General features: G+C 33.4%; 17 protein-coding genes. 9 read left to right on the top strand and 8 right to left on the bottom strand.

The features are described 5' to 3' along the window. Together M0M44_RS23315 and M0M44_RS23310 are read left to right on the top strand one after the other, a co-directional pair. Positions 1 to 663 carry an SdpI family protein gene (locus tag M0M44_RS23315; RefSeq protein ID WP_248727892.1) on the top strand — a complete coding sequence of 221 codons (663 nt, stop codon included), beginning with the start codon at positions 1 to 3 and terminating at the stop codon, positions 661 to 663. 16 nt (positions 664 to 679) lie between these two features. After that, positions 680 to 2038: an alpha/beta hydrolase family protein gene (locus M0M44_RS23310; RefSeq protein WP_248727891.1), complete on the top strand. Its 1359-nt coding sequence runs from the start codon at positions 680 to 682 to the stop codon at positions 2036 to 2038. Positions 2039 to 2110: 72 nt separating this feature from the next. Here M0M44_RS23310 and M0M44_RS23305 read toward each other — a convergent pair whose 3' ends face one another. Next, positions 2111 to 5470: a DUF7948 domain-containing protein gene (locus M0M44_RS23305; protein ID WP_248727890.1), complete on the bottom strand. Its 3360-nt coding sequence runs from the start codon at positions 5468 to 5470 to the stop codon at positions 2111 to 2113. A 114-nt stretch (positions 5471 to 5584) separates the two neighbouring features. On the opposite strand from M0M44_RS23305, the gene M0M44_RS23300 reads away from it, so the two are divergent. Further along, positions 5585 to 7789 carry a B12-binding domain-containing radical SAM protein gene (locus M0M44_RS23300; RefSeq protein WP_248727889.1) on the top strand — a complete coding sequence of 735 codons (2205 nt, stop codon included), beginning with the start codon at positions 5585 to 5587 and terminating at the stop codon, positions 7787 to 7789. Between the two features lie 16 nt (positions 7790 to 7805). On the opposite strand, the gene M0M44_RS23295 is transcribed toward M0M44_RS23300, so the two are convergent. The 4 genes from M0M44_RS23295 to M0M44_RS23280 all read right to left on the bottom strand — a co-directional run bounded on the left by M0M44_RS23295 (position 7806) and on the right by M0M44_RS23280 (position 11227). Beyond that, positions 7806 to 8336 (bottom strand): hypothetical protein, encoded by a 531-nt coding sequence (locus M0M44_RS23295; RefSeq protein WP_248727888.1) that lies wholly within the window; start codon positions 8334 to 8336, stop codon positions 7806 to 7808. Positions 8337 to 8429: 93 nt separating this feature from the next. Then, positions 8430 to 9194, bottom strand: a complete 765-nt coding sequence (locus M0M44_RS23290) for an MBL fold metallo-hydrolase (RefSeq protein ID WP_248727887.1) — start codon at positions 9192 to 9194, stop codon at positions 8430 to 8432. An 84-nt stretch (positions 9195 to 9278) separates the two neighbouring features. Next, the gene (locus M0M44_RS23285) at positions 9279 to 9965 is read right to left on the bottom strand and encodes a response regulator transcription factor (protein WP_248727886.1); all 687 of its coding nucleotides are present in this window, start codon (positions 9963 to 9965) and stop codon (positions 9279 to 9281) included. After that, a complete protein-coding gene (locus tag M0M44_RS23280) occupies positions 9962 to 11227 on the bottom strand; it encodes a sensor histidine kinase (RefSeq protein WP_248727885.1) in 1266 nt (421 codons plus the stop codon). Before M0M44_RS23280 ends, M0M44_RS23285 begins: the two co-directional genes overlap by 4 nt. Before the next feature lie 164 nt (positions 11228 to 11391). Between M0M44_RS23280 and M0M44_RS23275 the strand changes: the two genes are divergently transcribed. Then, positions 11392 to 11811, top strand: a complete 420-nt coding sequence (locus M0M44_RS23275; protein ID WP_248727884.1) for a DUF1573 domain-containing protein — start codon at positions 11392 to 11394, stop codon at positions 11809 to 11811. 167 nt (positions 11812 to 11978) lie between these two features. Next, complete coding sequence (locus M0M44_RS23270; protein WP_248727883.1) at positions 11979 to 13559, top strand: L,D-transpeptidase family protein; 1581 nt, start codon at positions 11979 to 11981, stop codon at positions 13557 to 13559. A 98-nt stretch (positions 13560 to 13657) separates the two neighbouring features. On the opposite strand, the gene M0M44_RS23265 is transcribed toward M0M44_RS23270, so the two are convergent. Further along, entirely contained in the window at positions 13658 to 14167 is a 510-nt protein-coding gene (locus M0M44_RS23265) for a C40 family peptidase (RefSeq protein ID WP_248727882.1), read from the bottom strand. A 215-nt stretch (positions 14168 to 14382) separates the two neighbouring features. Between M0M44_RS23265 and M0M44_RS23260 the strand changes: the two genes are divergently transcribed. From M0M44_RS23260 to mgrA, 4 genes are all read left to right on the top strand, one after another. Beyond that, positions 14383 to 15483, top strand: a complete 1101-nt coding sequence (locus M0M44_RS23260; protein ID WP_248727881.1) for an SGNH/GDSL hydrolase family protein — start codon at positions 14383 to 14385, stop codon at positions 15481 to 15483. After that, a complete protein-coding gene (locus tag M0M44_RS23255) occupies positions 15473 to 16855 on the top strand; it encodes a sialate O-acetylesterase (protein ID WP_248727880.1) in 1383 nt (460 codons plus the stop codon). The genes M0M44_RS23260 and M0M44_RS23255 overlap by 11 nt, the downstream gene beginning before the upstream one ends. 312 nt (positions 16856 to 17167) lie before the next feature. Beyond that, positions 17168 to 19465 (top strand): beta-glucosidase BglX, encoded by a 2298-nt coding sequence (gene bglX, locus M0M44_RS23250; protein WP_248727879.1) that lies wholly within the window; start codon positions 17168 to 17170, stop codon positions 19463 to 19465. Positions 19466 to 19674: 209 nt separating this feature from the next. Then, positions 19675 to 20631: an L-glyceraldehyde 3-phosphate reductase gene (gene mgrA, locus M0M44_RS23245; protein ID WP_248727878.1), complete on the top strand. Its 957-nt coding sequence runs from the start codon at positions 19675 to 19677 to the stop codon at positions 20629 to 20631. 86 nt (positions 20632 to 20717) lie between these two features. On the opposite strand, the gene M0M44_RS23240 is transcribed toward mgrA, so the two are convergent. Together M0M44_RS23240 and M0M44_RS23235 are read right to left on the bottom strand one after the other, a co-directional pair. Continuing rightward, complete coding sequence (locus M0M44_RS23240) at positions 20718 to 22007, bottom strand: glycoside hydrolase 5 family protein (RefSeq protein ID WP_248727877.1); 1290 nt, start codon at positions 22005 to 22007, stop codon at positions 20718 to 20720. Between the two features lie 132 nt (positions 22008 to 22139). Continuing rightward, positions 22140 to 23330 (bottom strand): AGE family epimerase/isomerase, encoded by a 1191-nt coding sequence (locus tag M0M44_RS23235; RefSeq protein ID WP_248727876.1) that lies wholly within the window; start codon positions 23328 to 23330, stop codon positions 22140 to 22142. Positions 23331 to 23332: the final 2 nt, after the last annotated feature.

Genomic DNA, 23332 nt, shown 5'->3' with positions numbered 1-23332 from the left:
ATGAATCTAGAATTAAGAAAAGAGCTCCCTATAATTGGAATTGTTTCGATTCCTTTTATTTATTTGGCAACAGTTTGGAATAGTCTTCCCGAAAGAGTTCCGATACATTGGAACTACGAAGGGCAAATTGACAATTGGGGAAATAAGTTTAGTTTACTGTTTCTAGTTTTTATGCTTCCTGTTTTAATGTACGGTTTAATGACCGCAGCATCTAAAATTGATCCTAAAAAAAGAATTTCATTAATGGGGAGAAAATTTTATCAGCTTAAATTTTTCTTGGTTTTATTTATGTCTTTACTGGCTACATTTATTGTTTATATAACCAAAAATCAATCTTTTTCAAGTCCGGGTTTAATGTATGTTGCAGTTGGAATTTTACTAATAATTTTTGGAAATTATTTTAAAGTCATTCAGCCTAATTATTTTATTGGAATTCGCACACCATGGACACTAGAAAATCAGCAGGTTTGGAAAGCTACTCATGCTTTTGCGGGAAAATTATGGCTTGTGGCTGGTTTTGTTTTCATCTTAGGGGGCTTGTTATTTTCGGGATTTAATTTTTCTAAAATTTTTGTGGGTATTGGCCTTACCATTGCTTTTGTTCCTATAATTTATTCTTATTTTAAGTTTAAAAGTTTAGAAAAAAAAGAAAACAACCTTTAAGTAATTAAGCATATAAATGAAAAAAATAATACTTTTTATATTCATAATTTTTAGTTCTTCACAATCGTTTGGACAAGATATTTCAGGACAATGGAAGGGTATCTTAAAAATTCAAAATAATGAACTTAGGATCCTATTTAATATTACTAAAACAGAAAAAGGGTATAGTTCTACAGTGGATAGTCCGGATCAAAATGCAAAAGGAATTCCTGTTGCATCAACTACTTTTGAAAATTCGGTATTGAAATTAAATATGGCTGCTATCGGTGGTTTATATGAAGGAAGATTGGGCGCTGATAATGTTTTTGTTGGGAAATTGATTCAAAACGGACATACATTAGATCTTAATTTATCAAAGGGAAATGTTGAAGTTGTAAGACCTCAGGAACCTAAAGAGCCATTTTCTTATTATACAGAAGATGTGAAATTTGAAAATAAAACAGATAAAGTGACTCTCGCAGGCACGTTGTCAATGCCTAAAAAAGAAGGTAATTTTCCAGTAGTTATTTTAATTTCTGGAAGTGGCGCGCAAAATCGAGATGAAGAAATACTAGAGCATAAACCGTTTTTAGTTTTAGCAGATTATCTTACCAAAAAAGGAATAGCTGTTTTACGTTTTGATGATCGCGGTTTTGGTGAATCTACAGGCGATTTTAAAAAAGCAACTACTAATGATTTTGCAAAAGATGTACAAGCTGGAGTAGACTATTTGAAAACGAGAAAAGAAATCGATAAAAATAAAATTGGTTTGATCGGACATAGCGAAGGAGGCATAATTGCTCCAATGATAGCTGGAAATTCTAAAGATGTTAAATTTATAGTTCTACTTGCCGGACCAGGAATTCGCGGCGATAAATTGTTGCTGTTGCAAAGAGAATTGATAGAAAAACAAATGGGAGCTCCAGATGCAGTTGTACAGCAGAATAAAGAAAATTTTAAAGGTGCTTATGACCTTATTTTGCAAAGTATAGTTAACGATGATGATTTGAAAGCCAAGGTCAATTCTTATTTTAGATCAAAATTAGGGAATGATGATATGGCTAAAACCATTACAGATCAAATTACAAGTCCTTGGAATTATACTCTTTTAAAACTTGATCCAAAGCTTTTTTTAGAAAAAGTAAAATGTCCAGTTTTAGCACTTAACGGAAGTAAAGATTTGCAGGTTCCGTCCCAAGTTAATCTTGAAAATATTAAAAAAGTTTTGACCGAAGCAGGAAATAATAAAGTAACAACTAAAGAATTACCAAATTTAAATCACTTATTTCAAGAATGTAAGACAGGTTCTCCAAGTGAATATGCAACTATTGAACAAACCTTTTCACCAATAGCTTTAGAAGAAATTTCGAGTTGGGTTTTAATACAAACGAAATAAAATTATGTAATCGCAAAGATTTATACAGTACAAAGAATTTCTTTTTAGTATAAATCTTTACGATTTTATTTTTTATCGTTTTAAAGAAAAATGGCCTCTATATTCTGCCCCATTAATTCTTGTAACCGTAAACCAATAATCTGATGCAGGCAGTTGATTTCCTAGATAAGTTCCGTTCCAAGAAGTGTTTAATGCTAATTCTTTTATCAGTTTTCCGTAACGATCAAATATTCTAATAGATGAATTTGGAGCTAAATAAGCGGGATCGATTGTCCAAGTATCATTAAAACCATCTCCATTTGGAGTAAAGAATTTTGGATAAGGAAGCTCTTCAGTCAAATGAACGCAATCTCTACTTTTTGCTTCAATAATTTCTATTGTTACTGGAATTCTATCACTCTCGCATCCACTTATTGTTTGAGAAGCATAATAGGTAAGTCCGTTTTCAAGTGCAGTTGATTCTGCTAAATTATTTGTGGAAGAATAACTTTCATACCATTTGACGTTTTGACCATCAATTATGACATCACTAATTTTTGCATTTTTTTGAATACAGAATTCCTGTGGAGAATTTGCAATCGGAATTGTTGTGTCTTGTATTTTTACAGTAATGGGTAATCTTTCACTTTCACAATCGTTTTGTGCTTGCGAAACATAATAAATGCGACTTTCTAGTAAAGTTGTTTCTGGTAAAACAGATGCTGAAAAAAAAGTATCAAACCATTTTATATTTTGTCCAATAATTGGAATGTCACTTAAAGTTGCGTTTTGCTGTACGCAAAATGTATGTGAAGAATTTATCTCAGGAAGTTGATTTGTAATAATAACGGTTTGATTTTGAGATGATCGATTTCCGTTTCCATCATCATAATCCCATTTTATTGTATAAGTTCCAGGAACAGAATAAGATAAAGGATCCGTGGTTGTAGCAGTAATTGCTCCAGCACATTTATCTGTGGCTGTTGGAAATATTTTTACTTCAGTATGACAATCTCCTAATATAGTTGTAAGATCTGGAATGTTTGGCACAGGAGCCTGTGTGTCTCCAATTACAACGTCAAAAGTGTATGTTTTCTCACAATTGCAATCATCGCTTACTACTAAATGATATTCGCCATTATTTACACTTGACGGATTTGCAATTGTTGGATTAGGCAAATTACTTGTAAAACCATTTGGTCCAGTCCATAAATAATTATATCCAGAATTAGAATCAGCTTTAAAAGATAATGTTTCGCCAAGACATACAGGAGAACTTGTTGAAGGATGAACATCAATGCTACAGCTATTTTCTTCAGAAAAATTGATTAAATAAAAATTCTTTCTTCCGTTTATATTTTTTTGATAAGAATTAGAATCTGTTATGTTATTGGCTTGCGCTGTAGTACCTCCAATGACAATATTATTATGTTCAAAGCAAATTTTATTTTCAGAATATTGATCGAATCCATTTACATAAGTCCCAAAAACTAAGCCGCCAGATTTATTAAATTTGCCAATGTAACCTTCAGCAAATCCATTTCTTTTGTAGGCACATGGTGTAGTAATTGATTGATCACCGCCTTCGCCACCAACATAAATATGATTGTTTTTAAAAATTAAAGAATATACAGCCGATGATGTTCCTAAATATGTTCCCCAAACTCGCTGGCCATCTTTATTTAGTTTTGCTAAAAAACCAGTTTGAGTCCATCTGTTGTAGTCATCAAAACTTCCTGACGAGGCAATATTATCATCGTTATCACTTCCAAATAAATCTCCTCCAATGTAAACATTATTTTCATCATCATTTACAACAGCTTTTATTCTATTGCCAGAACCATAATAAGTGCTCCAAATTCTATTTCCATCTAAACTAAACTTATAAACCGTACCATTAACGCCATTTTTATAATTGCTTTCTTGTAATGTTCCGGGAGTAGAAATATAGTTTAAACTAAAAGTTTTCCCTCCTACAATAAGATAATCAGATGCAACTTTAATGGTATGTAAATAATCATTGCTTTCGCCACCTACATAAGTACTCCAAATAAGATTTCCATTAGGGCTAAACTTAGCCAAAAAACCATCGGTTAAACTATTTGCAGGCATACCGGAGTGATTTAATAAAGCCTGAAAATTATTGTTTGTAGAAAATCCAATATAACTGTTTGTGCTTCCTACAATATAAATATTGTCATTACTATCAATATCTACATCTTCGGCAGAATCTGTACCAGAATTACCCAAGTATGTTGCCCATAATCTCGTTCCAGAGGAGTTAAATTTTGCAAGAAATGCATAAGTAGTATTACTCGTTGTAGTTTGAATGTAAGCCCCAATTGAAGATATGTTTCTTTTACTGTCTGTACTTCCAGTAATTACAACGTTATTTTGTTTGTCAATCTTTAGACCAAAGGCGCGATCCCAACTTTCTCCTCCGTAAAAAGTACCCCAAACTCTTTTTCCTGAAGGATCAAATTTTACAATTATTGCGTCAGATTGCATATTTCTCGAATCGAAAGCTGTAGTCTGATGTGTTCCAGACGTAGCATAAATTCCTGATGTACTAGTGGTATAGCCTGTAAAATAGATATTGCCAAAACTATCAGTATCTATATCGCCAAAGTCATTTGAGTCGCCTTCGCCGTAATAAGTCCCCCATAATCTTACTGGAGTAGGATCAATAACAACTGTTTTGCCACTTAAGAAATTGGCAGAACGAAATCCGTAGACGTCTTTTTTTAGTTTTTGATATCCAACAATTATCTGTTTTTTGTGTCCTTTTTCGTCAATCCAGCTCGCAGGAATTGTTTCTTCCATTTTTCCAAAACGAACATTCATTTGGATTTTATTATCAATCAAATCGGTTTTGGTTCCGTTAAATTTTAATTGAATATCAGAAATTTTTCCTTTTGGATGAATAACAAAATTATATTCAACTGTTTTTTTTGGATCTTCGGGAATTGTAAAGACAACATCAATATTAGGATAGATATTTTTGTAGGTAATCTGTTGGTATTGATGAACTTCCAGAATGCCTTCGGGTCTATTTATTATGTTATAATAATTGTCAAAATCAGATGACTTTCGTTCTGTAATTAATTCAACTTTAGAATTTGAATTTACAAAATCAATGTCTACTCTATGAAAAATATATCCTAGATTGAAATCTTCTTTTTCTTTATTATCTTTTTCGGGAAGTATTTTTGCTGTTAATGAACGATCAATCGGTATTTTCTTTACTTCATAAATATCATAAGAAAATCCATTTTTCTTTAACTGAACATTTAAGCCTGCCGAATTCAGTAAATATTTAACGTCGGCATTAGGTTTGCCATTTTGATCGATAATTTGACCTTTATTTTCTTTAAAACCAATTGATTGATTTTTGCTTTGTGAAAATAGTTGTAGCGTTAGTAAGAAAAAAAGAAAAAGTAATCTATGTTTCATTAGAGTCATTTGGATTACGACAAATGTAATTAAATGTTTACAAATTCAAATCAAAAATTGAAACGCTGAAAAGTCTCAAAATATCCCGTATTTTTGCAAAAAAATAATTCTCTTTTGAAAACGAAACTTTTTGTAATTACGCCGCCATTTACACAACTGAATACCCCGTATCCGGCAACGGCGTATATAAAAGGTTTTCTGAATACTAAAAATATAGAATCAGTTCAGGCTGATTTGGGTATTGATGTGATTTTGGAATTGTTTTCTAAAAAGGGATTAGTTGATTTGTTTCAGGTTTCAAGTTTCAGGTTTGAAGTTGCAAACGCTGAGGTTTCAGATAATTCTAAGCGAATTTTTGCTCTTCAAGACGAATATATTAAAACGATCGATTCTGTAATCCAGTTTTTGCAGGGAAAAAATCCAACTTTGGCTTTGCAGATTTGTCAGGAAGATTTTCTGCCAGAAGCTTCACGTTTTGCACAGCTAGAAGAACTAGATTGGGCTTTTGGAACAATGGGAACGCAGGATAAAGCAAAACATTTGGCAACTTTATATCTCGAAGATATTTCAGATTTTATTGTAGAATGTGTTGACGAGAATTTTGGCTTCAGCCGATACGCCGAACGTTTAGGACGAAGCGCCAATTCTTTTGATGAATTGTACGACACTTTACAGCAAGAACCAACTTATATCGATTCGATTTTAATATCTCTTTTAAAAGCCAAAATTGAAGCTGTAAGACCAACTTTATTTCTAATTTCTGTTCCTTTTCCAGGGAATTTATATAGCGCATTTAGATGTGCGCAATGGGTAAAAGAAAATCATCCTGAAATTAAAATTTCGATGGGTGGAGGTTTTCCCAATACCGAATTGCGTTCGCTTTCTGATAAACGTGTTTTCGAATTTTTCGATTTTATCACTTTAGATGATGGAGAAGTTCCTATCGAAGAATTAATTTTTCATTTAGAAAATCCAGACTCAAATTCTTTCAAAAGAACATTTTTATTGGAAAATGGAGAAGTAGTTTATAAAAATAATTCCTTAAAACACGATTATAAACAAGCTTACGTAGGAACTCCAGATTATTCAGATCTGCCTTTGGATAAATATATTTCGGTTATCGAAATTGTTAATCCGATGCATCGAATGTGGAGTGACGGAAGGTGGAATAAGCTCACAATGGCACACGGCTGTTATTGGGGAAAATGTACTTTTTGTGATATTTCTTTAGATTACATCAAAGTATACGAACCTGTTGCTGCAAGTCTGCTTTGCGACCGAATGGAAGAATTGATCGAAAAAACAGGTCAGAACGGATTTCATTTTGTTGATGAAGCTGCACCACCAGCTTTAATGCGTGCTTTAGCGCTTGAAATTCTAAAAAGAAAACTAGCCGTAACTTGGTGGACTAATATTCGTTTTGAGAAAAGTTTTTCAAAAGATTTATGTCTGTTACTGAAGGCTTCAGGTTGCATTGCTGTTTCAGGTGGTTTAGAAGTTGCTTCAGATCGATTATTGAAATTAATTGACAAAGGTGTTACGGTTGAACAAGTTGCAAAAGTAACCCGAAATTTTACCGAAGCAGGAATTATGGTTCATGCCTATTTAATGTACGGATATCCAACGCAAACAATCCAAGAAACGGTTGATAGTTTAGAAATGGTTCGCCAATTGTTTGAAGCAGGAGTTTTACAGTCTGGATTTTGGCATCAGTTTGCTTTAACGGCGCATAGCCCCGTTGGGTTATATCCTGAAAAATTTGGTGTGACTAAGAAAACAGAAACAATTGGAACTTTTGCAAATAACGATATCGAGTATACGGATGCGACAGGAATCAATCATGACAAGTTCAGTTTCGGATTGAAGAAATCGCTTTTTAATTTTATGCACGGAATTTGTTTTGATTACGAATTGCAAGATTGGTTTGATTTTAAAATTCCGAAAACCAAAATTCATCCCGATTTTATTTTTGATGCACTTCAGGAACAAAATGACTTCAATACAAAACCAAATGCAAAAGTGGTTTGGCTTGGCGGAAAATCATCTGTAGAAATTTTTACCAAATCGAAAAAAGGAAGAAGCTGGGAAATGATGTCTTTAACCTTTCACGATAAAAAAGAAAGCTTCAATATTCAAACCAGCAAAGAAGAAGGGGAGTGGCTGATTTCAGTCTTGTCTAAAATTTCTATTTCAAATGCTAAAAATTATACCTTCCAAGAAGTCAAAAATGATTTCGAAACTTCATTAGAAGATTTCGAATTATTTTGGTATTCAAAACCAGTAAATACTTTGCGTGAATTCGGATTATTGGTGCTTTAGTAAAAAAAATGCGCAACTAATTTTTTGTTACCCAATAGTGAAGATCTCTTTCTATATCATAAATCATTCTTTTTACACTTCGTCTTATAACGAAATAGGGAATTCCTAGCATTAAAGACATATGAAATAAAAGAAAAGGTAAAATAAAAAAAGGAACAGTACTGTCGCTGCCTAAAAAAAGAGATGCAAAAAGAAATATGGAATAGAACATCACCACTATTCCTAAAAATAAAAGCATTCTTTTTCTAAAGCCATTAATTTCGGCATTTATATTCAATTGGTTATTTTCTTCTGTAAAATGACCAGTTACTTTTGCAAATGAATAGTTGGTGTCAAATAATTTTCTTCTTTTTCTTAATTCAAAACTGTTGTTAGAGATATTGCCTTTATATTCATTTCTGCTTGATTGAAAAACTTCAAAAGGAACAAAACTTAAATCAGATTGGTCAACATGATTTCTAAACTTTTGTATGAAATCTATTTTTGAAACAGGTAATTGTATAGAAATATCTTTAACTAAATGTATCTTTCTTAAAAAATCGTTCATTTATTTTGATTTGGTTAGCGAGCCAAATATAATATTTATAAAAGAATAAGAAATAAAAAAAATGATATTCGTTTTTTTAAGATTATTTACGAATTAATACTCCAAACATTCGCCATCGTTCGGAATAGAAGTTTTGGCTAAAAGTCCATGATCTGAAAGTGCAGTTCGTAATTGCAATCTTGTTGTAGGGCAGTGATTTAATGCTTCTAAATGATTGGCGAGAACTTTTCCTGGAGCAAGTGTCACAAATTTCAAAATATCGTCCATTCGCATTAATAAAGGCTGTCCGATATCTAATCTTGCAGTGCCACAGGCAACAATTGAAATGTCGGGCTTAAATTGCGTTAAAACTTTTTCTACATGTGCTGTAAAAATGGTGTCGGAACTAATATAGATTGATTTTTGATCTGCCAATTCGATAAGAAATCCCATTACATTTCCCATTAACTTCGCAATAAACCCGTAGCCATGAATAGCAGGAATTCCAGTGATTTTTCCATCAAGAAATTTTTGCGGTTCCCAGTATTCCAAAGTTTGAATTACACTAAGACCCCTTTGAACAAGAGCTTTTTCATCTTTAGAACTGCAGATGACAGGAATGCTTTTTCGTCTTAAAAAAACTTCACCAGCTTTGTCTATATGATCCGGATGTAAATGTGTAATCAAGCAATGTGTAACTCGACTTAAAATGTCACGACTGTTTTTTGGCAAAGCCACCAAAGGATTTCGTTTTGGTTTGTATCTGAAAATAGTAAAAGGCGGAATTGTTTTTCTTTTACCTAACATTGGGTCAACTAAAATGACATGCTTTTCTGTTTCAATTACCAACGAGGCATTTCGCAAATGATGTAATTTCATATCCAAGAAAATTAGATATTAAAAATACAAAGTTTTTCTAAAAATTACTTACAGATTTTTCTTTATTTTTAACAGAATTGTGATTTACCCAATAGAAAATCGAAACCCAATTCCATGAAGGTTTTCAATTGATATTCCTTCTTCATTGGCAAGGATTTTACGAAGACGAGAAATGAAAACATCCAAACTTCTTCCCATAAAATAGTCGTCGGTTCCCCATAAAGAGGTTAAGATTTGTTCTCTTTTTAAGACAGAATTTTTATGATCTAGAAAAAGTTTCAATAATTCGGCTTCACGCTGCGTTAAACCAACCTTTTCTTCATCATTAAAAAGAATGAAATTTTTAGTGTCAAAATGATATTTTCCTACTTCATAAATTGTTTTTGCAGGAGAAATATTTTTTTGTGAACGTTTCAAGAAAATTTCAATTTTCAGCAGTAATTCTTCAATGCTGAAAGGTTTTACCAAATAATCATCTGCGCCTAGACGAAGACCTTTTATGCGGTCTTCTTTTAAAGTTTTAGCCGAAAGGAAAATAATCGGAACATCGACATCAATTTTTCGAACTGCTTCGGCAAGCTCAAAACCATCCATTTTTGGCATCATAATATCAAAAATGCAAATATCAAATTCTTCTTCTTCGAAAATTTTAAGCGCAGACTTTCCATTAGAACAATGAATAACTTCATAATTATTTTGCTCCAAATTATCTTTGGTTAAAAACGCAAGGGTTTCGTCGTCTTCGGCATATAGTATCTTGAAATTTCTCATTTTTTGTTAGGAATTGATAAAGTTATAGTAACACCTTTTTCTTTATTGTTTTCGGCTTTTATTTTCCAGTTTTGCAGACTGCAGATTTCTTTCACATAATATAAACCGAGTCCAAATCCGTTAACTTCATTACTCTTTTCGTTTTGAACTCTATAGAACTTATCAAAGATAAAAGATATTTGTTTAGGAGTAATTCCAATTCCGTTATCAATAAATTCTAGTTTTAAACAATTGTTTTCTTCTGTGAATTTAATAGTAATTTCTGGTTTTTCATTGCAATATTTCACTGCATTATCCAGTAAATTATAAACTAAATTACCAAAATGAAAAACATCGGTTTCCAGCAAATATTCTTTTGAAGAAGTTTCAATTTTGATAGAAGCTTCAGGATATTTTAATTGGATGTTTTCAATTGCCTCTTCAATTATGGGTACAATTAAAATACTTTCTTTTTTAAGTTCCAAAGGGGCATAATCGGATTTTGCAATATTTAAAATCTTCTCGATATGGCCATTTAATTTATTTCCTTGATTGATAATAATATCAGTGTACGTATACAATTTTTTGTCTTCTTTAATAGGCTTTTGTTCAATCAAATATTTAGAAGCGATAAGAATTGAAGCCAGCGGCGTTTTAAATTCATGCGTCATATTATTAATGAAATCACGCTGTAGTTCAGAATATTTTTTATGCTGTAAAAGCTTAAAAATAGAATAAACATAAATCAATAAAATCAGAATCAATGCTGTTGAAAGTATAAACCAAAAACGCATCGAACTAAATAAATAAGTAGTTTCATTTGGAAAACGAACGGCAAAATAATAGACGAGATTTTTATGTTTAGGGAAATAAACGGTCTTTTTACATTCTGCTTTTTTCTTATAAAGTGAAATGTAATCACCATAAATCATTTCGTCGCTTTGACAGTTGTACATCGCGTATTCGAAATCGGTCGTGATGTTCATTTTTTTGAATTCTGTCTTTAGATAAAATTCTAAAATATCAGGTTCAAACTCGTTATCGACATTTACTATATAATAGTCGTTTGCAATTTTCTGAACGGGATTTTGAACAGGCAGTTCGTGATTAGTTCCTTCGTATAGTTTTTTAGCTACTTCCAATAAAGCAATATGTGCTTTCTGGCTAAGCTTTTTTTGTTCAATTGTAAAAGCCTCTTTTGTCCATAACAATTGTGCCACCAAAATACTGATGATGGCTACCAATCCTAAGAGAATGATGCTGTTGAGTTTATTAATTTTCAAGAATAAAGAATTTTGAGAGTGTAATATTAATCAATTTTGGCCTAAAAACAGGCGGTTAACAAGTCATTAACAAACGTTTGGAACCAGTTAACAGCAACATGAATTTGTCTGAATTACCTTTGTAATATCAAAATGAACTACAAACCATTTTAAATATATCAGTTATGAAAATGATCAAAATTTCGATGTTAGCTTTGGCTTTAGGCCTTATGTCTTTTTCGGCAATTGCACCAGTACAATCTTTAGTTTCAGAGAATGAAATTTCAGAAGCTACAGTTGCTTCTACAATTGTTTGGAAAGCAGAAACAATTGATGTTGGACAAATTCCGCAGGGAACTCCGAAAGCAATTGTTTACGAATTTAAAAATACAGGAAAAACAGCTGTAGTTATTACAAACGTTCAAGGATCTTGCGGATGTACAGCGACAGATTACACAAAAGAACCAGTTCAGCCAGGTAAATCTGCAAAAGTTACTGCGACTTACAATGCTGCAAACAAAGGTGCTTTTACAAAAACAGTTACTGTAACAACTAGTGCAGAAACAACACCAAAAGTACTTACTTTAAAAGGTACAGTTATCTAAGATTTTTAATAGGTTGGTTATATGGCGAAAGCTCCAGACATGTAAATTGTTTGGAGCTTTTATTTTTTTATTAACCGCTTAAACTTCAAAAAAATAAGATTAAGATTTATTGCTGAGTTCTTTGATTTAATAGAATTTTTTCTACTTTTAATCAAAAATTTTAAGTTATGAAAATTTGGTATGCGCCTGTAATTGCTGTTGCTTTTTTCGTTGTTTTTTCGTGTAATTCGAAAGCTGATAAAAAAGAGGAAAAAGCGATAAAAAAAGTTGAAAAAATTCCAGAATTAAAACTTACTATCGATACTGCCCGAATCGCAAAATTTTATGAAAATTATCCGAAATTGGAGAAATTTAAAGGCGATGTAACTTCTTTGTATCAAAAAAACAAATCAACTCAATTATGGCAGGATAATAAAGGAGTAGTTGAGTTTGGTAATACATTATTCAATCAATACAAAAATCTAGATCAAGAAGGATTGAAAGCTAATTATCCTTATAAAGAAGAACTAAATTCTGTTTTCGAAAATAATCCAACCAAGAAATTATCCAAAGAAGATACCGATCTACTGCTCTCTAACTTGTATTACTATTATGCCGAAAAAGTATATGCAGGTTTTGATGAAAAAACCAGTATTTCTTTGGAATGGCTTTTACCTCGAAAAAAGTTAAACTATCAAGTGCTTTCAGATTCTATTTTTAAAAAAACAACTATTCTTGACGATAAGAAAAGAAAGATGTTTAGCCAATATTACAAACTTCGAGATGCTTTAAAAGAGTATAGAGAAATTGAAAAAAATGGTGGTTGGAAAACGATCGAAACAGATGAAGATTATAAAGCTATAAAAGTTGGCGATTCATCAAATGTTGTGGCTCAGATAAGAGAAAGGCTTTTTGTGACCAAAGACCTTAAAGAAGATAATAAAAGTGCGGTTTGCGATACCACTTTAATGAAAGCGATTAAAAACTATGAAGTTCGCCATGGATACACTCCCAAAAACACCATTTTATTAGAACATATTACTGATTTGAATATTCCAGTTTCGGAACGCATTAAAACGATTATTGTTAATATGGAGCGCTGTCGTTGGATTGATCCTGAATTAGAAAAAGGTCAAAAATACATTGAAGTTAATATTCCTGAATTTAAATTATATATAGTTGAAGACGGAAAAATCGCTTTTGTATCGCCAGTTGTGGTAGGACGTGCGATGACAAAAACAGTTATTTTTAGCGGAATGATGAGTAATATTGTCTTCAGTCCGTATTGGAATGTGCCTCCAAGCATTATCAAATCGGAGATTAAACCTGGAATGGCAAAAGATAAAAACTATTTGCAGAAAAAAAATCTAGAATGGAATAATGGTGCAGTTCGCCAACTTCCAGGAAAAAATAATTCTTTAGGTTTGGTAAAGTTTTTATTTCCAAATTCAAGTAATATTTACTTGCATGATACTCCTTCAAAAAGTTTGTTTGAAAGAGAGAGCCGAGCTTTTAGTCATGGTTGCGTACGCGTGGCAAAACCTCGTGAATTGGCAATAGAATTATTAAAAGTCGATCCGCAATGGAATCCTGCAAGAATTGATAAAGCAATGCACGCTGGAAAAGAAAGCTGGTACACTTTAAAGAAAAAAGTTCCCGTTTACATCGGTTATTTTACGGCTTGGGTAGATCGCGAAGGAAATCTAAACTTTTATAAAGATATTTATGGAAGAGATGAAAGTCTTATAAAACTTTTGACTGAAGAGTAAAAAATGGATTTCACGAAGATTTATTTATGACAACAAGCTAAAAAAGACTTCATTGATCAACTAATCTGCAAAATCTGCACGAAAAAACAGCAATAAACTTATTCCGATAAAACATCGACACATTTATAAAAGCGTTTGGTATAGTGTTCTGTATCAAGCGCTGTTATAGTTACTTGCTGCGCTTTTCCTGATGAAGCATGAATGAATTTCGACTGCATTCCGTTGGCTTCACAAATAATGCCGACATGCCCCACAACATTTCTGTTTTTGTATCCGTAGAAAACTAAAATATCTCCAACTTTAAATTCTTCTGGTTTTAAAGCCTTACCGATGTTTTTATATCCGCTTGAACTTCTAGGAAGCGTCATTCCAAAATTTTTAAACACATAACTAACAAAACCCGAACAGTCAAAACCTTTTTGCGGATTACTGCTTGCATATACATAAGGAATTCCCAAATGCTTTTTTGCAAAAACGATAAGAGAATCACGATTGATTTCGGTTTGATTTTTAGGATTTTGGATAGGAAATTCTTTTTCACTCTTTTTTAAATTAAAAGAAGAAAATAAAATAAAGGCTGATAGAAAAATAAAAAAAGATAATCTCATTTTGTATACAAAAAGGGGTTAAACGGTAAAGATAAGCCTTAAATCTAGAATTTCAATAGATCACTACTTGTTTAATTGTAAGAATTAACTTTCTGTTAGCAAAAAATGATGTGTTTATGTGGTGTTTTTTTATTACTTTTTGACATTTTAGTATCTTTTTAGATAATCTCTTTCCAATATATTTGTGAATCGTATTTAGATTTAACAAATAAATTATGTTTCCCAAAAAAATAGTGCTTTTAATTTCGTTTTTGCTGATTTCGATCATTTCGAACTCACAAACACTGAATTCAAATAAAACTTTCTTATATCAAGGTCGCATAGAAAAATTGCAGCATGATAATGTTATTTTGATTGGAACAGCTTCTTCTGTTTCTTTCAATTTTACAGGAAATGAATGTTCAATTACGCTTCAAAGTGTAGATGCTTACGAACATCATAATTATGTTCAGTTGGTTTTGGATGGAAAGTATATTGGAAAAATTAGAATTGAAAAAGGTGCGGTTCAATCTTTTCCAGTGCAGGTTACTTCAAATCAAAAAGAACATCGTTTAGAAATCTATAAAAATACAGAAGCGCAAAGCGGTAATATTTTATTTGCTGGAACAACGGCAAAACTGACTACAATTTCTTTTAAAAAGAAAAAGAAAATCGAATTTATCGGCGATTCTATTACTTGTGGTGCGGCAAGTGATCCGTCAGATGTTGCTTGCGATAAAGGTGAATATATGGATCATCATAATAGTTATTATGCTTATGGGCCAAGACTTTCGAGAACAATTGGTGTCGATTATTTAATGAGTTCTGTATCTGGAATTGGAATGTATCGTAATTGGAATGATGAAAACAAAGACGAAGCGATCATGCCAGATGTTTATCAGAATTTGTATTTGACGAAAGATGCTTCAAAACCTAAATATGATTTTGCTTTTCAACCCGACATTATTAGTATTGCTTTAGGAACAAATGACTTTTCTGGCGGAGACGGAAAAAAAGAGCGTCTGCCTTTTAATCCAGAAAAGTACGTTTCGAATTACATCAATTTCATCAAAATGTTATATAAACACAATCCGAATGTGCAGATTGTAATTACAAACAGTCCAATGGTTGGCGGAGAAAGAGCAGTTGTTTTTGAAGATTGTCTGAATAAAGTAAAAGCAGCGTTTGATACAGATAAAACACACAAAACAATTCAGATTTTCAAATTTAAGCCAATGACACCGAAAGGCTGTTCAGGACATCCAGACGTAGAAGATCATAAAGTTTTGGCAGATGAATATGCTCCATTTTTAAAAAGCTTATTACATGAAAAATAATATTTATAAGTTTGTTTTCTTTCTATTGATTTCCAGTACTATGATGGCAAACGTTTCGCTTCCGAATATTTTTAGTGATAATATGGTTTTACAGCGCAATTCTGAAGTGAAAATTTGGGGTTGGGCAAATCCAAAAGAAGAAATTAAACTGGTTTCTGGCTGGAATAATCAGGAATATAAAACCATTGCCAATAATCAGGCGAAATGGGAAATCACGATTAAAACTCCAGAGGCTGGCGGACCTTTTTCTATTTCGATAAAAGGATACAATGAAGTCATTTTAAAAAATATTTTGATTGGAGAAGTATGGCTTTGTTCTGGACAATCAAATATGGAAATGTCGGCAAGCTGGGGAATTGACAATGGCGAAGAAGAAGCAAAAAATGCTGCAAATCCAAATATTCGATTTTTTACCGTTCCGAAATTGACTGCAGAAAGTCCACAAAATAATCTTTTAGGAAATTGGACAGAATCAACTCCAGAAACCATGAAATATTTTAGTGCGATTGGTTACTTTTTTGCCAAACGCCTTCGTGAAGATTTAAAAAATGTTCCAATCGGATTAATTTCTTCGAATTGGGGCGGAACTCCTGCAGAAATCTGGATGCCCGAAGATGTGGTTAATAATGATCCACTTTTACTAGAAAATGCTAAAAAATTAAACGAACAAGAATACGGACCAAGACAACCTGGACGTGCGTATAATGCGATGATTTATCCAATTGTCGGATTTAAAATTGCTGGAACGCTTTGGTATCAGGGAGAATCAAATGTGGGTTCTTTGGTTTATGATAAAACTTTAGGCGCCTTAATTACTTCATGGAGAAAAGAATGGAAAGATGATTTTCCTTTTTATTATGTTCAAATCGCGCCTTTTAAAACGGGAACAAACAACTTTTCAAATGTGACGGTTAGAGATTCTCAAAGAAAATTATTGAAAGAAGTGTCAAAAACTGGAATGGTCGTTATCAGCGATATTTCAGACACAATTGATATTCATCCAAAAAATAAGAAAGATGTTGGAATTCGTCTGGTCAATTTGGCTTTGGCTGAAACCTACAAAGCCAATTCCAATTTGGTTAATGGGCCACTTTTTAAAGACATTAAAATTGAGAAAAATAAACTGGTAGTTTCTTTTGATTATGCTGATGGATTGTATTTTAAAGATAAAAAATCGAATCAATTTGAAGTTGCTGGAACAGATGGAGTTTTCTATCCAGCTGAAGCTTCGATTAAAAATAACGAAGTGATTTTGACGAGTAAAAAAGTTGTAAATCCAGTAAAAGTGAGGTTTGCGTGGGGAAATACAATACAGTCTGATTTGTTTAATAAAGCGAATTTGCCGGCTTCTTGTTTTACGTCGGAATTTTAGATTTTAGAATGTAGATTTTAGATCTTTTGCGCAATTTTTGTCATCCTGAGGAACGAAGGATCACACTCGGGATTCGCCAAAGATTGGGAATATTCTGTGTGGAGTTTCTAGTGCGATTTCTCCTTTCAGTCGAAATGACAAGATTGTGTCTTTTGAAAATGTTTGCGTGAGGGATAGCAGTGGAAAGCCCACAGCCTGACGAAGGAAGTGCGAGGACTTGAAACGGATAGCCCGGCCCGGAGGGACACGCCCAAAAAACTTAGCAGCTTAGAATCTCAGCATCTTTAAAAAAAAACTAACTAAACCACACATATGAAAAATAAAAAAATAATAACTATTGGGGTTTTTGCCCTTCTTACGATTGGAAATATGAATGCACAAAAAAAGCCGTATCTGGATAAAAATAAAACTGTTGAGCAGCGTATAGATTTGCTTTTACCGTTAATGACGCTGGAGGAAAAAGTAGGGCAGATGAATCAATATAATGGTTTCTGGGATGTTACAGGACCAGCACCAAAAGGCGGAACAGCCGAATTAAAATACGAACATTTAAGAAAAGGATTAGTCGGATCGATGCTGACGGTTCGCGGAGTGAAAGAAGTTCGTGCCGTGCAGAAAATTGCGGTGGAAGAAACCAGATTAGGAATTCCGTTGATAATTGGTTTTGACGTTATACATGGTTATAAAACGTTAAGTCCAATTCCGTTGGCAGAAGCTGCGAGTTGGGATTTAGAAGCGATAAAAAAATCGGCAGCAATTGCGGCAGATGAAGCTTCGGCATCAGGAATTAACTGGACTTTTGGACCAAATGTTGACGTTGCAAACGATGCGCGCTGGGGACGTGTGATGGAAGGTGCGGGAGAAGATCCGTATTTAGGCAGTAAAGTAGGTTATGCAAGGGTAAAAGGTTTTCAAGGAGAAACGGTTGCAGATCTTCAGAAAGTAAATACGATTGCGGCTTGCGCGAAACACTTTGCGGCTTATGGTTATGTTGAAGCTGGTCTGGAATATAATATTGTGGATATCAGCAATTCTAAATTGTACAACTCGGTTTTGCCTCCTTTTGAAGCTACTGTTGAAGCAGGAGTTCGTACGTTTATGAATTCGTTTAATACCTTAAATGGCGTTCCAGCAACTGGAAATGCTTTTCTGCAAAGAGATATTTTAAAAGGAAAATGGAAGTTTGACGGATTTGTAATTTCTGATTATGCTTCGATTCGTGAAATGATAGCGCACGGATATGCAAAAGATGAAGCTGATGCAACATCAAAAGCTGTAATCGCTGGTTCTGATATGGATATGGAATCTTATTTATATGTGTCTAAACTGGTTGATTTGGTAAAATCTGGAAAAGTAAAAGAAGCTTTGGTTGATGATGCCGTTCGCAGAATTCTACGAGTGAAATTTGAATTGGGATTATTTGATGATCCATACAGATATTGTGATGAAAAACGCGAAAAAGAAGTTGTAGGAAGTAAAGCCAACAACGACGGCGTTTTGGATATGGCGAAAAAATCAATCGTTTTGTTAAAGAATGAAAAGAATTTACTTCCGCTGAAAAAATCAGGGCAGAAAGTCGCTTTGATCGGAGCTTTAGCAAATGACAAAAACAGTCCGTTGGGAAGCTGGAGAATTGCGGCTGATGATAATACAGCGGTTTCAGTTTTAGAGGGGATGCAGCAATATAAAGACAATCAGCTAGTTTTTGAAAAAGGAGTAGATTTATTAAAACAAAAAGCGACTTTTTTGACTGAAACAGTTTTCAATACCACAGATAAAAGCGGATTTGAAGCGGCTAAAAAAGCAGCCAAAAATGCCGATGTTGTGGTAATGGTTTTAGGCGAATACGGTTTCCAAAGCGGGGAGGGAAGAAGTAGAACAGATTTGAATCTTCCAGGTTTGCAGCAGGAATTGTTAGAAGAAATCTACAAAGTAAATCCAAATGTAGTTTTGGTTTTAAATAATGGTCGTCCGTTAAGTATTCCGTGGGCAGCAGAAAATGTTCCAGCAATTGTAGAAGCTTGGCATTTAGGAACACAGACTGGAAATGCTGTTGCGCAGGTTTTATACGGAGATTATAATCCGAGTGGGAAATTGCCAATGTCATTTCCTAGAAATGTAGGTCAGGTGCCAATTTATTATAACAAATACAGTACAGGAAGACCAATAGACAGTGATAAAAATGTTTTCTGGTCGCATTATATGGATGTGGAGAAAACGCCTCAATTTCCGTTTGGTTTTGGTTTGAGTTATACCAAATTCGATTATAAAAACTTGAAATTGAATAAAACTGCTTTTGCAAAAGGAGAAAAAGTTGAGGTAAGTGTTGAAGTAACGAATTTAGGAAACTATGATGGAAAAGAAGTAGTGCAATTATATATTCATGATGAATTTGCAAGTATCGTTCGCCCAATAAAAGAATTGAAAGGCTTTGAATTGGTGAATCTTAATAAGGGTGAAACTAAAACGGTAAATTTTACTTTAACGGATAAAGAACTTGGTTTTTATGATAACGAAGGAAATTATTTAGTTGAGCCAGGAACTTTTAAAATTATGGTTGGAGGTAGCTCTGATAAAGGTTTGCAGGGTGGTTTTGAAATAAAAGAATAGGTTTTTTTGAGGTGCAAAGTTGCAAAGCTTCAAAGAAACAAAGGTTTTTTTCGCCACGAATTCACGAATTAATTGTTTAAAAATTCGTGAATTCGTGGCGATTTCATTTTTGGATAAAAATCTTTGTGTCTTAGTGTCTTTGTGGCAAAACTTCGAGAGTTTTTTGTATTTTTAAAACCTATAAAAACTCCAACCATTAAATTAAAATAATGAAATATAACAGATGTGGAAGAAGCGGATTGTTACTGCCTGAAATTTCTTTAGGATTATGGCATAACTTCGGTTCGGTTGATAATTTTGAAAATGCCGAAAGTATTGCCGTTGAGGCTTTTGATAAAGGAATAACTCATTTTGATTTAGCAAATAATTACGGGCCGGTTCCTGGTTCTGCTGAAGAGAATTTTGGAAAAATACTATGGCATAATTTTCAGGGAAATCTGCGTGATGAAATCGTAATTTCTACCAAAGCGGGTTACACGATGTGGAACGGACCTTATGGCGATTGGGGTTCAAGAAAATATCTGTTGTCTAGTTTAGATCAGAGTTTGAAACGAATGAGTATCGATTATGTTGATATTTTTTATTCGCATCGTCCAGATCCTGAAACGCCAATTGAAGAAACGATGATGGCATTAGATCATGCTGTGAGAAGTGGAAAAGCGTTGTATGTTGGAATCAGTAATTATTCGGCAGAGCAAACTCGTGTTGCAGTTGAGGTTTTAAAACAATTGGGAACTCCATGTTTGATTCATCAGGCAAAATATTCAATGCTGGAACGTTGGGTAGAAAATGGCTTATTAGATGTTTTAGAAGAAAAAGGAGTTGGCTGTATTGCATTTTCACCTTTGGCGCAAGGACTTTTAACAGATAAATATTTAAAGGGAATTCCAGAAAATTCTAGAGCGCATAATCCGAACGGACATCTCAAAGAAGATGAGGTTACACAAGAAAGGATTCAGAAATTAATTCAGCTGAATGAAATTGCTCAGAATAGAAACCAGTCTTTGGCTCAAATGGCTTTGGCTTGGCTGCAAAAAGACAAACGAATTACATCTGTTTTAATTGGCGCAAGTTCTGTGAAACAATTATGCAATAATATTGATTGTCTTCAGAATACAGAGTTTTCGAATGATGAATTGAATGCGATTGAAGAGATTTTGACGTAAATTGTTTTTGGTAAAATGTGAAATGCAATTCGTAATACGGAATTGTAGAGACGCACTGCAGTGCGTCTCTAAAGAAAAATAGGAATCTATTTATTTTTCAATTTCAAATTATAATCTTTTACAATTTCTAATGTTGATTGATCTCCATTAAAAACAGAATTTAAACCTTGTGGTTCTTGCGGAGGATCTGTTGTTAAAGGATCGCCTGGATTCCATTTTCCCGTTTCGTTTACTGCTTTTCCTTCGCCGCCATAACCCCAGAAATTGGCTGCTCTTAAAGGACCATTATTTTTGACACTTTCTGCAACTCTTCCAAAAATATAGCTGTAAAATTGATCTCTGTAAACAGAGGAAGCTCCAGCATTTAAATTTTCATTTTCTCTCGGAAGACCAAATTCTTCAATAATAATTGGTCTGTTTAGATTATTGGCAACTTTAATATGATCATCAATATATTTTCCAGCGTTTTCGATTGTTTTTGTCATTGTAGCTTTGGCATTATCGGCTTTAAACCAGTTCCAGTTTTTTGGCCAGATGTGCATCGTTAAATAATCAATGTTTGGATTTTGATGCGTTCTTTCGAAGATTTCCATGCTGTCGTTCGAACTGTTTTTTCCTTCAGAACCTGTAGAAACTAAATGATTTTTATCCAAACTGTCAATTAAATCGACAATGTTATTCAACCATTTGGTGAATTTAGCTTCGTTTTCTACCGTAAAAAGTCTAGGTTCATTTCCAACCTGCCACGACATAATCGTGTTGTCTTCGTTATATTTCTTTTTGGAATAGGCGTTTGTTCTTCCAATAATAAACTTTACATGATTATTTAAAGCTTCCATACACGGTTCGCAGCTGTGAAACTGTTCTGTGTACGACATAAATTGAGGCCAAGTATTCGGCGGAATATTCGGAACCGGAATTGCTCCTTTTCCATTCCATTCTAAATATTGTGACATTCCGCCCGACCATTCCCAGTTATTGGTCAAGTACAAAACGGCGTACATGTTTCGTTTGCTCATTTCGTTAATCAAGAAATCCAATCCGTCCAATAAATCTTCATCATATTTTCCTTGTTCGTATTGCAGTGCTGGACGAACTGTAAAATCGTATTTTCCGCCATCAGCACCCACTAAAACCCGTAAGTTATCGATTCCGTTTTTCTTCATTAAATCCAATTCGCGCAAAAGTCTTTTACGATCGCCTATTTTTTTAGAAGCCAGCATGCTTCCGTACCAATAATTGGTTCCAATATAAGCGTAAGGTTTATCGCCTTTATAAAATTCGTTTTCTTTTACGGTAATTTTTTCCTGTGCCTGACAAGCAATTGCAGTAAAAATCAAGGTCAATGAAAGGGTTTTAAAAAATCTGTTTTTCATAATTTATATTTTAAGGAGCTAATCCCACTATCCGCTGTATCTTTTATGGTGAACCCCACCATAAAAGGATGCCGCTTCTATCGGGGCTAGGACTTTACGTTCTGTAAGACGTTTTGATTTTTATTTGAAATCTCAATTTTCGATTCGATGGATAAGCTCCAGGCAAGCTCGACCATTATGATAGGGACATTTCCAGAAACCAGCTTTGTCTTTTTTCATTACGCTATAATCGTCATAAACTCCCCAATACCATTCTCCATTTTGCTGGTCGATCATGTACTTTTTTATGAATTTCCAGTTTTTATAAACAATATCAAGATATTCTTCTTTTCCAGTTAACTGATAAGCGTTGTAAAAACCAATTACAGCTTCGGCTTGTGGCCACCAATGTTTTTCTGCAATTAAATGGTTTTTTTCTGGATCAAATTCGTACCATAAACCGCCATCAGCATCTAAACCTTTTTTGGTTGCTTCGGCAATTTGTACGGCATATTTTTTATAGTTGGCAATCAAAATTTCATTTCCAGAAATTTCAGCACATTGCTGTAAAAGCCAAGCTGCTTCAATATCATGTCCGTACGAAATGACATCTGGTTTTTCTTTCCAGTTTTCATCAAAAAACAAGCGTAAATGTCCTGTTTCAGTATTGATAAAATATTTTTCTATTGTTTCTAATAATTCTACAATATCCAGGAGCAATTTATCGTCTTTCCAGACTTTATATAAATTGACAAAACCTTCAATAATATGAAGATGGGTATTCATGGTTTTCTTTTCATTGGCATCTTTTGCGCTTAAACGCAAATCTTCAATTGGTTGCCAATCTCTGGTAAAAGCTTCGAAATAACCTTTATTTATCTTGTCATAGCTATGTTCTTGGATTTTTGCATATAAGTTCTTAGCAATTTCTAAAGCTTTTTCTTCTTTCGAAATTGCATAATATTCAGACAATCCATAAATCGCAAAAGCTAATGCATATATCTGATTTTTGGTGTCTTTTGGAGTTTTATCCTCATTTATACTCCAAAAAAGACCTCCAAACTGTGTGTCATAAAAATTAGCAGCAAGAAAATCGAATGCTCTTTTTGCCAACTTTTTGTGGTTTTCGTTTTTTGTGGTTTGATAACTGGCAGAGAAAGTCCAAAGAATTCGGGCGTTTAAAACCGAACCTTTTTCTGCATTTTCAATTCTTTGATCATTAAAATCGATTTGGCCAACAAAACCTCCGTTTTGATCATCAATAGTACGTTCCGACCAATAGTTTAGGATAGAATCAAGTTCTGCGGTTAATTCCGATTTTAAAAGCTTTCTTTGTAATGACACGG

Source organism: Flavobacterium humidisoli, assembly GCF_023272795.1.
GTDB classification, from domain to species: domain Bacteria; phylum Bacteroidota; class Bacteroidia; order Flavobacteriales; family Flavobacteriaceae; genus Flavobacterium; species Flavobacterium humidisoli.
The sequence above is the reverse complement of the archived record's forward strand: the minus strand, read 5'-3'. Positions and strand labels throughout refer to the sequence as shown.